General features: G+C 66.7%; 12 protein-coding genes. 9 read left to right on the top strand and 3 right to left on the bottom strand.

The window, feature by feature from the left end:
• Positions 1–22 precede the first annotated feature (22 nt).
• The 3 genes from AC13GI_RS07055 to AC13GI_RS07045 are packed head-to-tail and all read left to right on the top strand — an operon-like array spanning position 23 to position 3473.
• On the top strand, positions 23–1549 hold the full coding sequence (locus AC13GI_RS07055) for an alpha/beta fold hydrolase (RefSeq protein WP_482995908.1): 1527 nt from the start codon (positions 23–25) through the stop codon (positions 1547–1549).
• Positions 1546–2292, top strand: a complete 747-nt coding sequence (locus AC13GI_RS07050) for an ABC transporter ATP-binding protein (protein ID WP_099819845.1) — start codon at positions 1546–1548, stop codon at positions 2290–2292. Before AC13GI_RS07055 ends, AC13GI_RS07050 begins: the two co-directional genes overlap by 4 nt.
• Entirely contained in the window at positions 2289–3473 is a 1185-nt protein-coding gene (locus AC13GI_RS07045; RefSeq protein ID WP_482995907.1) for an ABC transporter permease, read from the top strand. The genes AC13GI_RS07050 and AC13GI_RS07045 overlap by 4 nt, the downstream gene beginning before the upstream one ends.
• A 72-nt stretch (positions 3474–3545) precedes the next feature.
• Here AC13GI_RS07045 and AC13GI_RS07040 read toward each other — a convergent pair whose 3' ends face one another.
• Entirely contained in the window at positions 3546–4349 is an 804-nt protein-coding gene (locus tag AC13GI_RS07040) for an AraC family transcriptional regulator (protein WP_482995906.1), read from the bottom strand.
• Positions 4350–4424: 75 nt separating this feature from the next.
• On the opposite strand from AC13GI_RS07040, the gene AC13GI_RS07035 reads away from it, so the two are divergent.
• Positions 4425–4679, top strand: coding sequence for a hypothetical protein (locus tag AC13GI_RS07035; RefSeq protein ID WP_099819842.1), 255 nt, complete (start codon positions 4425–4427; stop codon positions 4677–4679).
• Between the two features lie 74 nt (positions 4680–4753).
• Here AC13GI_RS07035 and AC13GI_RS07030 read toward each other — a convergent pair whose 3' ends face one another.
• Both AC13GI_RS07030 and AC13GI_RS07025 read right to left on the bottom strand, forming a co-directional pair.
• On the bottom strand, positions 4754–5761 hold the full coding sequence (locus AC13GI_RS07030; RefSeq protein WP_099819841.1) for an energy transducer TonB: 1008 nt from the start codon (positions 5759–5761) through the stop codon (positions 4754–4756).
• A 200-nt stretch (positions 5762–5961) separates the two neighbouring features.
• Positions 5962–6591, bottom strand: coding sequence for a TIGR00645 family protein (locus AC13GI_RS07025; protein WP_100553955.1), 630 nt, complete (start codon positions 6589–6591; stop codon positions 5962–5964).
• Between the two features lie 113 nt (positions 6592–6704).
• Here AC13GI_RS07025 and AC13GI_RS07020 point away from each other — a divergent pair, with 113 nt between their 5' ends.
• From AC13GI_RS07020 to AC13GI_RS07000, 5 genes are all read left to right on the top strand, one after another.
• Positions 6705–7394: a glutathione binding-like protein gene (locus AC13GI_RS07020; RefSeq protein ID WP_180165037.1), complete on the top strand. Its 690-nt coding sequence runs from the start codon at positions 6705–6707 to the stop codon at positions 7392–7394.
• Between the two features lie 157 nt (positions 7395–7551).
• Complete coding sequence (locus AC13GI_RS07015) at positions 7552–9777, top strand: S9 family peptidase (RefSeq protein WP_482995905.1); 2226 nt, start codon at positions 7552–7554, stop codon at positions 9775–9777.
• Between the two features lie 25 nt (positions 9778–9802).
• Positions 9803–10318, top strand: a complete 516-nt coding sequence (locus tag AC13GI_RS07010) for a cytochrome c oxidase assembly factor Coa1 family protein (RefSeq protein WP_099819837.1) — start codon at positions 9803–9805, stop codon at positions 10316–10318.
• Positions 10319–10644: 326 nt separating this feature from the next.
• Positions 10645–11958, top strand: coding sequence for a M12 family metallo-peptidase (locus tag AC13GI_RS07005; RefSeq protein WP_482995904.1), 1314 nt, complete (start codon positions 10645–10647; stop codon positions 11956–11958).
• Positions 11959–12025: 67 nt separating this feature from the next.
• Complete coding sequence (locus tag AC13GI_RS07000; RefSeq protein WP_482995903.1) at positions 12026–13828, top strand: DUF885 domain-containing protein; 1803 nt, start codon at positions 12026–12028, stop codon at positions 13826–13828.
• Positions 13829–13880: the final 52 nt, after the last annotated feature.

The raw sequence follows: 13880 nt of genomic DNA, 5'->3' as shown, positions 1-13880 counted from the left end.
ATTCCCAGGGGAATCACGCACGATGCAACGACACCATTTCGCGCGGGCCGGGTTGCTGGCCAGCATGCTGATTGCCGGCTGCAGCGCACCGCCGCAGGCAGGCACCGACGGCGCAGGCGATACGCCCAGCCGCCGCTACGGCCAGATCGATTTCCGTCCCTGCACGCTGGCCACTGAAGGCGCCAGCGACAATGTCGAGGCGCAGTGCGCCACGTTCCAGGTGCCGGAAGACCGGTCCCGTCCGGATGGCCGCAGGATCGACCTGCGCGTGGCCTGGCTGGAGTCGGGCAACAGCGGTTCCGGCCTGCCGGACCCGGTGTTCTTCCTGGCCGGCGGCCCCGGCCAGGCGGCCAGCGAAGTCGCCGTCATCGTCGATACGGCACTACGCCAGGTGCGCAAGCAGCGCGACATCTTCCTGATTGACCAGCGCGGCACCGGCGGCTCCAACCCGCTCAGCTGCCTGGGCGCGGATGGCAAGGAACTGCCGATGGATGAAGAGGCTGCGCCCAGCGAAGCGCTGCTGCGCGAGTACGCCGAACGCTGCGCTGCGTCGCTGAAGGGCCGTGCCGACCCGCGGTTCTATACCACCGCCGAGGCCATCGCCGATCTGGACGCGGTACGCCAGGCGCTCGGCGCCGATACGCTCAACCTGGTCGGCGGCTCGTACGGCACCCGCGTTGCCCAGCGCTATGCGGCGGCCTACCCGCAACACACCCGCAGCATCGTCATCGACGGTGTGGTGCCGAACGATCTGGTGGTAGGGGGTGAGTTCGCCAATACCTTCGACAACGCCATCACCCTGCAGTCGGCGCAGTGCCGCAAGGATGCTGCCTGCAGCAAGCGCTTCCCGGTCGATACCCGCGCACAACTACGCAGCGTTGCGGACACCCTGCGCCGCACGCCGGTTACCGTCGAGTACCGCGATCCGGGTACCAATGCGCCGCGCAAGGATGTGTTGACCCCGGACAGCGTGGTCGGCCTGGCGTTCGCCTTCTCCTACGTGCCGCAGTATTCCTCGCTGCTGCCACTGGTGCTGGACGAGGCCGCGCAGGGGCGTTATGCGCCACTGGCCTCGCTGGTACGCGGTGCGACCCGCAGCATGGATTTCCAGATCAACCGTGGCATGCAGTGGTCGGTGATCTGCAGCGAAGATGCACCGCGCTACCAGGCGCCGGCGGAAAGCGGAGACGCGCTGTTCGGGCCGGAAGCGGCGCGTGCGTTCTTCGCCGCCTGCCCGGTGTGGCCGCATCAGCCGGCGCCGGCCGCTGCGGCAGCGCCGCTGCGCAGCGATCTGCCGGTGCTGTTGCTGTCCGGCGAGCTGGACCCGGTGACGCCGCCGCGTTACGCCGAACAGGTGCTCAAGGGGCTGCCGAAGGGACGCGCGCTGGTCGCCCGCGGGCAAGGCCACGGCACCCTCACCGCCGGTTGCATGCCGCGCCTGCTCGGCCAGTTCATCGACACCACCGATGCCAAGGCGCTGGATGCCAGCTGCCTGGACACGCTGAGCTACGTGCCGGCGTTCACCTCGTTCAACGGATGGGCCCCATGATCGTCGCCGACAACCTGCACAAGGCCTTCAACACCCGCACCGGCCGTATCCAGGCGGTGGCCGATGTCGGCTTCCGCGCCGAGGATGGCCGCATCACCGGCCTGCTCGGGCCGAACGGCGCCGGCAAGACCACCACCATGCGCATGCTGTACACGCTGATGACGCCGGATGAAGGCAGCATCACCGTCGATGGCATCGATGCCGCCCGCGATCCGGTGGAAGTGCGTCGCCATCTCGGCGTGCTGCCCGACGCGCGTGGCGTCTACAAGCGGTTGACCGCGCGCGAGAACATCGCCTATTTCGGCGAGCTGCATGGCCTGTCCGCGTCGCGCATCCGCGAACGCATCGAAGTGCTGTCGCATGCGCTGGACATGGGCGACATCCTCGACCGCCAGACCGATGGCTTCTCGCAGGGCCAGCGCACCAAGACCGCCATTGCCCGCGCGCTGGTGCACGACCCGCGCAACGTGATCCTCGACGAACCCACCAACGGCCTGGACGTGATGACCACCCGCGCGCTTCGCCGATTCCTGCTGGGCCTGCGCGAGGAAGGGCGTTGCGTGATCCTGTCCAGCCACATCATGCAGGAGGTCGGTGCGCTGTGTGACCACATCGTGATCATCGCCAAGGGCACGGTGATGGCCGCCGGCAGTGCCGATGAACTGCGTGCGCAGTCCGGCGAACCCAACCTGGAAGATGCGTTCGTGAAACTGATCGGCAGCGAAGAGGGCCTGCACGCATGAGCATGATGTCGACCATGATGACGGTGATGCGCAAGGAACTGCGCGACCTCTCGCGTGACCGCCGCACCCTGATGCTGACCCTGCTGTTTGGCCCCTTGCTGTACCCGCTGCTGATCCTGGGCATGGGCAAGCTGGCCGAAAGCCGTGTGCGCATCCAGATTGAACAGCCGCTGCAGATCCCGACCATCGGTGCCGAGAATGCGCCGAACCTGGTGCGTTTCCTGGCCGCGCAGGGGCTGAACACCGCGCCGGCGCCCAAGGATCTGGCCGAGTCGATCCGCTCGCAGGAGATCGACGTCGCGCTGCGCATCAGCCCCGATTTCGGCAAGGACTGGGCCGACGGCAAGCCCGCGCTGGTGGAAGTGATCCGTGACAGTACCCGGCGCGCCGCCGAGGTGCCCAGCGCCCGCCTGCAGGCGGCCCTGGCGACCTACAACGGCCAGGTCGGTGCACTGCGGCTGATGGCACGTGGCGTCGACGCACAGGTGGCGCGGCCGCTGGAGGTGGCTACCCAGGACATGGCCAGCGCCGAGGCCAAGCGCGGCATGATGCTGTCGATGCTGCTGCCGGTGCTGCTGACGCTGACCTCGTTCATTGGTGGCGCCTATCTGGTGATGGATGCCACCGCCGGTGAGCGCGAGCGGCAATCGCTGGAGCCGCTGCTGGCGACCCCGGGTTCGCGCAGCGCCATCGTCAGCGGCAAGATCGCCGCCGCCTGCGTGGTCGGCTTCGCCTCGTTGCTGCTGACGTTGATCGCGTTCAAGGCCAGTGCGCAGATCGCGCCCGGCAATGTCGGCCGGCAGCTCAACATGAACATCGGCTCGATGTTGCAGATGCTGCTGGTGATGGTGCCGATGCTGCTGATCGGCACCTCGCTGCTGACCTTCCTCTCGGCCGCGGCCAAGAGCATGAAGGAAGCGCAGAGCCACATGACCTGGCTGGTGCTGCTGCCGATGCTGCCCGGCTACGCGTTGATGGCCTACCCGGTGAAGAGCGAGCTGTGGCAGTACGCAGTGCCGTTCCTGTCGCAGAACCAGATGCTGCTGAAGGTGATCCGCCACGAGGCGATCAGCCCGACCATCTGGGCGGTCTACCTCGGCGCAAGCCTGGGTCTGGCCGCAGTGCTGTGGTTTGCTGCCGTGCGTCGTTACCACAACGAACGCCTGGCGATTTCCGGCTGAGCGTAACCGGTAGCGCCGGGCCATGCCCGGCGGATACAGAACGAGGCCCGGTCATCCCGGGCCTTGTTCATGTCAGCGCAGTGAGGCGTTTCCTCCCCCATACCGCGCCGGCGTCACTCCCATCTCGCGCTTGAACACGGCGATGAAGGAACTGGGCGTGTCGTAGCCCAATGACAATGCGACGGTGGTGACCGGCTCACCGGCCAGCAATCGCGGCAGTGCCAGCAGCACGCGCAGGCGCTGCCGCCAGTGGGTCAGGGTCATGTTGGTCTCGGCCTGCCAGCGGCGGGCGAGGCTGCGACTGGACAGGCCGCTCGCTGCGGCCCAGCCCTCGACGCTGCGGGTGTCATGCGGCGCGCGCGCCAGGGCCGAGGCGATGCGACGCAGGCGGCGGTCGCTGGGTTGCTGCAGGGCCAGCGGCAAAGGCGTGCCGGCTTCGATCTCATCGATGATCACCCCCGCCAACCGCTGCTGCACCGCATCCAACGCCTGCCCGGACCACCGCAGTGCACGCGGCACCGCCACCTGCAGCAGGTCGCTGGGCTGGAAGATGCGTGGTGTGGTCGGCAAGCCCGCGCAGGCTTCCCTGCTGAAGTACAGGCTCCAGCCATCGAAGCTGCCGATGCTGGACAGCGCATGCGGGTGCTGCGGCGGAAGCCATGCCACGTGTCCGGCCGGAAGCAGCCAGTGGATGTCGCCCGCCTCGATCCGCAGCAGGCCCGTGTGGGCGCCCAGCAGTTGCCCGCGCGCATGCTGGTGGCGAAGGGTGCGGCGTGAACCCGGCATCGCCAACTGCGTGCCGAGCAGGGCCGGTCCTCCGCTGGCATCGGCCAGTGCAGGATCGATCAACGGCGTCTGGGCTGTCTGCTTTGCCATATCTATTGGCAGTTATACGGCAGAACAGTCGGCGGCGAGCGTTGAAACTGGTCGTCCATTCCCCAGGAGCACGCCATGCAACCGCAGGACATCCTTCCCGATCACCAGAACGACGTGCAGGTGAACGGTCTTACCGTGCGCAAGGGCAGCGTCGGCGCCTTTCTCGCCAGCGTCCGCGACTGGCAGGACCCGGCCGGTGATGCCGCCACCCGTGTCGCCGCCGAAGCAGATCTGCGCAGTCTGCTGCCGGGACTGCACGCACTGGGCCTGTTCCAGGTGCTGGCCGCACGTGATCCGGCGCTGCAACGGTTGATCGACGGCGCAGCCTGAAACGTACAAGGCCCGGACATGCCGGGCCTTGCTCCAGAACCACCGGGCGCGGCCCGGCGCTACCGCCTTGGGCATCAGCCGCCCGGTGCGAACACCAGCGTGCGGCGGGTGGTGACCGGGGCATTGACCGGCTCGAAACGCCAGCGCTTGACCGCGTTGAGGGCTTCGCGATCGAAAACGCGCGAGGGCGTCGCGCGCAGAACGCGCGCGTTGGTCACCGAGCCGTCGGTGCCGACGGTGATTTCCACCAGCACTTCGCCGGAGGTACCCGAACGCAGCGCTTCGGCCGGGTAACGCGGTGCCGGCGTGCTGACCGGGCGCAGGCTCGGCGCAGCGGCGGTCGCGGCCTGGCGGGCGGCGTTGGCCTGCTGGGCAGCGGCCTGCTGCTGCTTCTGCTCGGCATCACGGCGGGCGGCGGCCTGGCGCTCGGCTTCCTGGCGCTCGCTGTCACGACGGGCAACATCCTGCTGCGCGGCAATCTGCTTGGCCGCCTCGGCTTCCTTGGCGCGCTGTTCGCTCAGGCGCTGCTGCTCGGCCAGCTGCTTGGTGCGGTCTTCAGCGTCCTTCTTGACCTTCTCGGTCTCGTCTTCGGTGCGCTTGGCCGCGATCTGTACGCCCTTGCTCAGGCCTTCTTTCAGGCGCGGCAGGGCCGGGGCCGAGGCGTCGACCTTTTCGATCAGGGCGACCAGCCGCTGCGCTTCGGTGAAGTCCTCGCGGCCCAGGTGCTGCTCGGCGGCGATCAGGGTGTAGGGCAGCAGGTCGGTCAGCGCGCTCTTCACCGAGGCATCGTCCGGGGTCTTGTCGCGCAGGGCCAGGTAATACTCGATGGCGTTGTCGCCGGCCGGGGCGTACATGCGGTTCTCGCGCAGTGCCTGGCTGGCCGATTCGCGCAGCTGCTCGGTGCCCATCGACTGCACCTTGGCAGCCACCGCTGGTGCGGCTGGCGCTGCAGCGGCGGGGGCGGTGGCACCCTGCGCGGCCGGGGCCGGTGTTTCTTCCTTGCCCGAGCAGGCAGCCAGGGCCAAAGCCAGAGCGACCGGCAACCACCGGCGCGCGGCAGCGATCATTGCGACGTGCGACATCCTGCTCCCCTCTAAGAAGACGACGTTACGAAAAACGTAGATACGCATGGCCGGAACGGAAGATCCGGGCGTGGCGGGGGACGTTTCCCAGCGTCACCGTCGCCTGCAGCGAGGGTGCAATCTAGCATCCCGGCCACCCTTGCGTACAAGGGCCGGGAGCGGCGCCGGCAGCGGCAGTCGTGCCGCCGCCGGCGATGGCGTCAGTGCGCGGCAGCCTTGCTGTGGCTGTTGGACATCAGCTTGTCGGTCCAGGCGATGCCGATCGCCGACAGGATGAACACGCAGTGGATGATGGTCTGCCACAGCACACCATCGGGGGTCAGGGTCGTGCAGGTATCGGGGCCGGCGTTGTAGAAGCTGGCCGATGCCGACGAAGCCGCTGCCGCCCATTGTTCCGGCTTGCACAGCGGCAGGCCGTTCAGCGGGCTGGCTGCAATGAACGTCTTCAACAGGTGGATCGAGGAGATGCCGATGATCGCCATCGCCAGCTTCACCTTCAGCACGCTGGCGTTGACGTGGCTCAGCCATTCCGGCTGGTCCGGGTGGCCTTCCAGGCGCAGGCGCGAGACGAAGGTTTCATAGCCGCCGACGATCACCATCACCAGCAGGTTGGAGATCATCACCACGTCGATCAGGCCCAGCACGATCAGCATGATCTGCTGCTCGCCCATCGACACCGAGTGCGAGATCAGGTGCCACAGTTCCTTGCCGAACAGGAACACGTAAACGCACTGGGCAACGATCAAACCCAGGTACAGCGGCAGCTGCAGCCAGCGGGTAGCGAAGATCAGGCTGGACAGCGGGGACAGTAGCGGACGGTTTGCACTCATGCGGAGGATGCTGCGTTTCGGGGGAGAGGCGAGGTTACCGGCCCGCCATGACGGTGCCAAGCCAACGCACGCACTAGACTTCAGGTTCCTTTCCGTACCCCAGAGCCGCCGCCATGATCGACCTGTATTACTGGCCTACCCCGAACGGCCACAAAGTGACCCTGCTGCTGGAAGAAGCTGGCCTGGAGTACCGCATCCACCCGGTCAACATCGGCTCGGGCGACCAGTTCAAGCCGGAATTCCTGGCCATTTCCCCCAACAACAAGATGCCGGCCATCGTTGACCACGCCCCGGCCGACGGCGGCGCCCCGCAGAGCGTGTTCGAGTCCGGCGCGATCCTGCTGTACCTGGCCGAGAAGACCGGCCGCTTCCTGCCGGCCGATCCGCGTGGCCGCGTCACCACCCTGGAATGGCTGTTCTGGCAGATGGCCGGGCTGGGCCCGATGAGCGGGCAGATGGGCCATTTCAACGTGTACGCGCCGGAGAAGATCCCGTACGCGATCGAGCGCTACGACAATGAAGTGCGCCGCCTGCACGGGGTGATGGACAAGCGCCTGGCCGAGCACGCCTTCCTGGCCGGCGCGGACTACACCATCGCCGACATGGCCAGCTACCCGTGGGTTGGCGCCTACGACAAGCTGCCGGCCGACTTCGACGCGTTCCCGAACCTCAAGCGCTGGCACCAGGCCATCGCCGCCCGTCCGGCCACCCAGCGCGCCTATGCGCTGCGCACGCAGGTGAACCCGGACGCTGGCAAGCCGCTCAGCGACGAAGAGCGCAAGCACCTGTTCGGCAAGCGCTGACCCGGCACGGTGGGTGCCGACCGTTGGTCGGCACTCATCATGGGAAGACATCATGGGCAGAAGGTCATGCTGTCTTCCCGCACCGGCTTGGTTAGGATGGAGGCTGACCGTCCCGCGCCCGCCGCGGTGACGGACCTGCCGTTTGCCGGGATCCTCCATGCGCCATCTGTTCGCCTCGCTCGCCCTCATGCTCGCCACCGCTACCGTCGCCCACGCTGAAAAACTCACTCTGGAAGCCATCACCGGCCCGCTGCCGTTGTCCGGCCCGACCCTGATGAAGCCGAAGGTGGCACCGGACGGCTCGCGCGTGACCTTCCTGCGCGGCAAGGACAGCGACCGCAACCAGCTGGACCTGTGGAGCTATGACATCGGCAGCGGCCAGACCCGCCTGCTGGTCGATTCCAAGGTGGTGCTGCCCGGTACCGAAACTCTCAGTGACGAAGAAAAGGCCCGTCGCGAGCGCCAGCGCATCGCCGCGATGACCGGCATCGTCGACTACCAGTGGTCGCCGGACGCGCAGCGCCTGCTGTTCCCGCTGGGCGGTGAGCTGTACCTGTACGACCTCAAGCAGGAAGGCAAGGCAGCGGTGCGCCAGCTGACCCACGGCGAAGGCTTTGCCACCGATGCCAAGCTGTCGCCCAAGGGCGGCTTCGTCAGCTTCATCCGCGGCCGCAACCTGTGGGTGATCGAGCTGGCCAGTGGGAAGCAGATGCAGCTGACCGCTGATGGCAGCACGACGATTGGCAACGGTATCGCCGAATTCGTCGCCGACGAGGAGATGGACCGCCATACCGGTTACTGGTGGGCGCCGGACGATTCGGCCATCGCCTACGCCCGCATCGACGAAAGCCCGGTGCCGGTGCAGAAGCGCTACGAAGTCTATGCCGACCGCACCGATGTGATCGAACAGCGTTACCCGGCCGCGGGCGATGCCAACGTGCAGGTGAAGCTGGGTGTGATCTCGCCGGTGGAACAGGCGCAGACGCAGTGGATCGACCTCGGCAAGGAGCAGGACATCTACCTGGCCCGCGTCGACTGGCGCGATCCGCAGCACCTGAGTTTCCAGCGCCAGTCGCGCGACCAGAAGAAGCTTGACCTGGTGGAAGTCACCCTGGCCTCGAACCAGCAGCGCGTGCTGGCCCACGAAACCAGCCCGACCTGGGTGCCGCTGCACAACAGCCTGCGTTTCCTCGACGACGGCAGCGTGCTGTGGTCGTCCGAGCGCACCGGTTTCCAGCATCTGTATCGTATCGACAGCAAGGGCAAGGCCACTGCGCTGACCCACGGCAACTGGTCGGTCGATGAACTGCTGGCGGTCGATGAAAAGGCCGGCCTGGCATACTTCCGTGCCGGCATCGAATCGGCGCGCGAAAGCCAGATCTACGCCGTGCCGCTGCAGGGTGGCCCGCCGCAGCGCCTGTCGAAGGCGCCGGGCATGCATAGCGCCAGCTTCGCGCGCAACGCCAGCGTGTACGTGGACAGCTGGTCCAACAGCAGCACCCCGCCGCAGATCGAACTGTTCCGCGCCAATGGCGAGAAGATCGCCACCCTGGTCGAGAACGATCTGGCCGATCCCAAGCATCCGTACGCGCGCTACCGCGAGGCGCAGCGCCCGGTCGAATTCGGCACGCTCACCGCTGCCGACGGCAAGACCCCACTGAACTACAGCGTGATCAAGCCGGCCGGCTTCGATCCGGCCAAGCGCTACCCGGTGGCGGTGTACGTGTATGGCGGCCCGGCCAGCCAGACCGTCACCGACAGCTGGCCCGGCCGTGGCGACCACCTGTTCAACCAGTACCTGGCCCAGCAGGGCTATGTGGTGTTCTCGCTGGACAACCGCGGCACCCCGCGCCGTGGCCGTGACTTCGGCGGCGCGCTGTATGGCAAGCAGGGTACGGTGGAAGTGGCCGACCAGCTGCGCGGCGTGGCGTGGTTGAAGCAGCAGCCGTGGGTGGACCCGGCGCGCATCGGCGTGCAGGGCTGGTCCAACGGCGGCTACATGACCCTGATGCTGCTGGCCAAGGCGTCGGACAGCTACGCCTGCGGTGTGGCCGGCGCGCCGGTGACCGATTGGGGCCTGTACGACAGCCACTACACCGAGCGCTACATGGACCTGCCGGCGCGCAACGATGCCGGCTACCGCGAAGCACGCGTGCTGACCCACATCGAGGGCCTGCGTTCGCCGCTGCTGCTGATCCACGGCATGGCCGACGACAATGTGCTGTTCACCAATTCGACCAGCCTGATGAGCGCGCTGCAGAAGCGTGGCCAGCCGTTTGAACTGATGACCTATCCGGGTGCCAAGCACGGCCTGTCCGGTGCCGACGCACTGCATCGCTACCGCGTTGCCGAAGCCTTCCTGGGACGTTGCCTGAAGCCTTGATCATCATCCGGGAAGGAGCCCGCCCATGACCCTGCCGCCGCCGATTCCTGCTCCCTCCAACCTGGCCTCCGGCTGGTGGTGCCGGCATTGGCGCTGGGCGATGCCGCTGGCGGTGCTGCTGTTCCTGGCCGCCCTCGGTGGTGCCATCGCCTGGAGCGTGCTGCGCTGGACCGAGGCCGCGCACGACAGTGCGCCGATGCGCGAGGCGATGCGTCGCGCCGGCTGCAGCGTCGAACTGGTGCAGGTGTTCGGCGAACCGCTGCAGGCCGGCACACTGCCGCTGGGCAGCATGCAGACCGCCATCAACGGCGAGCGCGATGTCGGCCTGACCGTGGCGCTGGAAGGACCGCATGCGCATGGCCGCTTGTTCGTGAAGGGCACCCGCAGCGACGACGTGTGGGATTACCCGGTGATGTACGTGCTGGCGGAAGACAAGCAGACCTTCGACCTGAGCGCACTGGATGATGCCGAGGCGGCTGGCGAATGCGAACTGCAGGAATGCCGCGCGCGTGGGGAATGTGCGCTGACGGCCGCGCTGTGACTGTACGACCGAGCGCGGAATCAGAGACTGTCGCGATCCGCCACAGTTGAATTCACTCTTCCCGATCAAGCCTCGGCTCGGCTCAGCACCTCTCGTGGGAGTCTGCTCAGTCACGTCATTGCATGGCGCTGATCAGCTGGATCGTCATTGGTATCGCCATGAATTTTCGCCGCTTTGATAGGGTGGATTGATAGTGCGAGCGACGTCGCGGAACGCTGAGGCACACTCATTCCAATCATTGATCCGTTGCAGCGTTTGTTCGGCTGCAGCGTTTCACTTGATCCTGGAAGGAACGTGCAATGCGAACGTATGCAATCAGGAGCGCGGTGGCACTGACGGTCTTCGCGCTGCTTTCGGTCGGTCCGACCAAAGCGGCCGAGCCATTCGTGGAGGCGCTCCCAGACGCAGTGCTGGCTGAAGCCGAGCAGGGGTTGCGCAGAGGAGGCGGCGACGTGGAGTGGGTGCGCCGGGTTCGCGTGAATGAGACCGCCCTGGCTGCTGATGAGATCACCGTCGATCTCCACGACAGGGTTCTTCACCTTGTCCGCGATCCTTCCGAACCCCTGTTCGAGAGCGTCCAGAGTGTGATCTACCGGCCTGCGGATGACGTAGGTGCCCAACGAGAGGTGCGCTCGATCTCAGGCCTGCAGTGGGTGGGTAAGGTGAAGTCCGTAGCGCTGGATGCTGAAAGGAAGCTTGAGCAGCGCACGTACGTGAGAATCTGGTCGGACGCTTCAGGAACACATGCGAGATTCGCCCTTGGGTTCTGGCATTACACGCTGGACGGTGATCGACTGGTAAAGCGCGATGTGCGCCGCGCTCTACGAGACGAGCGTGACGATGTGAGGGACCGGCGACCAGATCGGCCCGCTCCAGACCTTCCTCCAGGAATTGCCGCCGGCGGGAGCGGCGAAGGTCGCGATGTGATTCGGGTTGCGTACGGCTTTGCGGCAGGCGCGCTGGTGGATGGGCTGGATCCGGCAATCGAGCAGGTCAGGGCTGCAGTGATCGAGGCGAATGCCGGATTTGCAGCAAGCGGTATTGAATTGGAGTTGCAGGCGGCGGCCAACGCGCTTCCGGGATACCGCGAAGCCACGCTTGATCAGACTCTCGACGACATCGCAAAGGGTAGGCGCGGACCACTCTGGCTGCTGCACGTGGCGCGCGAGGGCGAGCGAGCCGACGTGATGGTGATGATCATCGATACACATTCGTGCGCTCCCGCATGCGGATTGGCCCAGCAGGTATTGGCGACCCGGGAAACGGCCTTTCTCGCTGTTGAGCGCAGATGCCTGGCCCAGCACACCCTTGCGCATGAGATCGGCCATTTGCTGGGAGCAGATCATGATCCCGAGAACGTGACACTTGATCCGCCCAGATTCGCATTCGGGCATGGCTATCAGTTCAACGCGGAAGACGCGCCTGGTTGGCGTACCGTCATGGCCTTGGAATGCAGTGACCGGACCTGCCCGCGGGTGAACCTCTGGTCATCCCCGCTCATCCAGCACGGAGGCGTGCCAACGGGATCGGTTGATCTTCATGACAACGCAAGAGTCCTGCGCGAGACGAAAGGCGTCGTTGCCGGCTTCTACCCGGATCCGCCAGCGCAGAACCCCGATGCCTCATATCCGCACCCGTGACGTCCGGGCGATTGTCGGCACCGCCATGAGCGCGTAGGGTGCGGGCAACCCTGTCCTGGAGTGCTCCATGAAGCCGATCGCGCTTGCCATCGCCCTGGCCCTGACCGCCGCCCCGCTGCTGTCGGCCCCACCGGCCCTGGCCGCACCGGCCGCCAAGGCCTCTACGCCGGCCAGCCCGGCCTGGGTCGCGCGCAGCAACGCGCTGGCGCAGATCCTGCTGGACGCCCAGGGCCCGTTCCAGCCCGAGGAGACCGGCTTCTTCGGCGTGCCCGGCTACGACGACAAGGTCGCCGACCTCGGCCCGGACAACGACCAGCGCTACCGCGCCGCGATGGCCAAGGCCCGCGACGAACTGAAGGCCAAACTGGCCACTGAGAAGGATCCCAACGTCCGCCAGGACCTGGAGATCATGATCGCCGCCGCCAACCAGAACATCGAAGGCAGCGAGCTCAACCAGAAGTACCTGCTGCCGTGGCGCGATGCGCCGCAGAGCGTGTTCGGCGGCCTCAACCTGCTGCTGTCCGACCAGGTGCCGGCCGAGCGCCGGGCCAAGGCGGTCGATCGCCTCAAGGCATACGCGGGCCTGCAGCCGGGTGGCACCGCGTTCACCACGCTGGCCCGCCAGCGCTACGAAGAGCGGTTGAAGGACAGCACGCTGCTGCAGCCGACGAAGATCGAAGTGCAGCAGTCGCTGGACAACGTCGAGACCTACATCACCGGTATCGAGTCGCTGCTGAAGAAGTACCAGGTTGCTGGTGCCGACGAGGCGATGAAGGCGCTCGCCGCACAGATGAAGGACTACGCCGCATGGACCCGCAAGGAGGTGCTGCCGAAGTCACGTGCCGATGCGCGCCTGCCGGCCCCGCTGTACGCCTATCAGCTCAAGCAGGTCGGCATCGACATCGACCCGAAGCTGCTGATGCAGCGCGCGCAGCTGGAGTTCATGGAAACGCGCTCGGCGATGCGCCAGCTGGCGCCGCTTGTCGCGAAAGAGAAGGGCCTGAAGGTCAGTGATCCGAGCGACCCGGTGGCGGTGATCCGCGCGCTGAAGGGCGAGAAGATCGCCGATGACCAGCTGGAAGGTCACTACCGCAAGGTGATCGATGCCATCGATCCGTTGATCCGCGAGCACCGCATCGTCGATGTGCCGCAGCGCGCAATGCAGATGCGCCTGGGCTCGGCCGCCGAAAGCGCTGCCAGCCCGGCACCGCACTTCCTGCCCGCGCCGCTGGTCAACAACACCGGGCAGCAGGGCACCTTCGTGCTGCCGCTGGGCAACCCGGCGGCCGGTGCGGGCGCGCAGTACGACGACTTCAACTTCGGGTCGGCGGCCTGGACGCTGAGCGCGCATGAAGGCCGCCCGGGTCACGAACTGCAGTTCACCGCGATGGTCGAGCGCGGCGTGTCGCTGGCGCGCACGATGTTCGCGTTCAATTCGGTGAACGTGGAAGGCTGGGCGCTGTACGCCGAAGCGGAGATGGTGCCGTACGAGCCGCTGGACGGGCAGATGATCGCGCTGCAGTTCCGCCTGCTGCGTGCCGCCCGCGCCATGCTGGACCCCATGCTCAACCTTGGCCTGACCGACCGTGCCAACGGCGAGCGCGTGCTGATCGAGCAGGTGGGCCTGTCCAAGGCGATGGCTACCCAGGAACTGGACCGCTACATGGTGCGCATGCCGGGCCAAGCGGGCAGCTATTTCTACGGCTACACCCGCATCCTCGAACTGCGCATGCAGACCGAGCTGGCACTGGGCGCGAAGTTCGACCGCCTGGCGTTCAACAACTTCCTGCTCGACCAGGGCCTGTTGCCGCCGGACCAGCTGGCTGAAGCGGTGAACCAGGTGTTCGTGCCGAAATACCAGAAGAAGTAACGGTAGCGCCGGGCCATGCCCGGCGAGCGCAGCGGAAGAGACGCCGGGCATG

The sequence above is a fragment of the Stenotrophomonas sp. 82F1 genome, assembly GCF_056861525.1.
The sequence above is the reverse complement of the archived record's forward strand: the minus strand, read 5'-3'. Positions and strand labels throughout refer to the sequence as shown.

Excerpts from the sequence above, each read along its gene's own strand:
- AC13GI_RS07045 (WP_482995907.1), top strand. The coding sequence starts at position 2,289 with ATGAGCATGATGTCGACCATGATGACGGTGATGCGCAAGGAACTGCGC.
- AC13GI_RS07020 (WP_180165037.1), top strand. The coding sequence starts at position 6,705 with ATGATCGACCTGTATTACTGGCCTACCCCGAACGGCCACAAAGTGACC.
- AC13GI_RS07040 (WP_482995906.1), bottom strand. The coding sequence starts at position 4,349 with ATGGCAAAGCAGACAGCCCAGACGCCGTTGATCGATCCTGCACTGGCC.
- AC13GI_RS07010 (WP_099819837.1), top strand. The coding sequence starts at position 9,803 with ATGACCCTGCCGCCGCCGATTCCTGCTCCCTCCAACCTGGCCTCCGGC.
- AC13GI_RS07000 (WP_482995903.1), top strand. The coding sequence starts at position 12,026 with ATGAAGCCGATCGCGCTTGCCATCGCCCTGGCCCTGACCGCCGCCCCG.
- AC13GI_RS07015 (WP_482995905.1), top strand. The coding sequence starts at position 7,552 with ATGCGCCATCTGTTCGCCTCGCTCGCCCTCATGCTCGCCACCGCTACC.
- AC13GI_RS07030 (WP_099819841.1), bottom strand. The coding sequence starts at position 5,761 with ATGTCGCACGTCGCAATGATCGCTGCCGCGCGCCGGTGGTTGCCGGTC.
- AC13GI_RS07050 (WP_099819845.1), top strand. The coding sequence starts at position 1,546 with ATGATCGTCGCCGACAACCTGCACAAGGCCTTCAACACCCGCACCGGC.
- AC13GI_RS07055 (WP_482995908.1), top strand. The coding sequence starts at position 23 with ATGCAACGACACCATTTCGCGCGGGCCGGGTTGCTGGCCAGCATGCTG.
- AC13GI_RS07025 (WP_100553955.1), bottom strand. The coding sequence starts at position 6,591 with ATGAGTGCAAACCGTCCGCTACTGTCCCCGCTGTCCAGCCTGATCTTC.
- AC13GI_RS07035 (WP_099819842.1), top strand. The coding sequence starts at position 4,425 with ATGCAACCGCAGGACATCCTTCCCGATCACCAGAACGACGTGCAGGTG.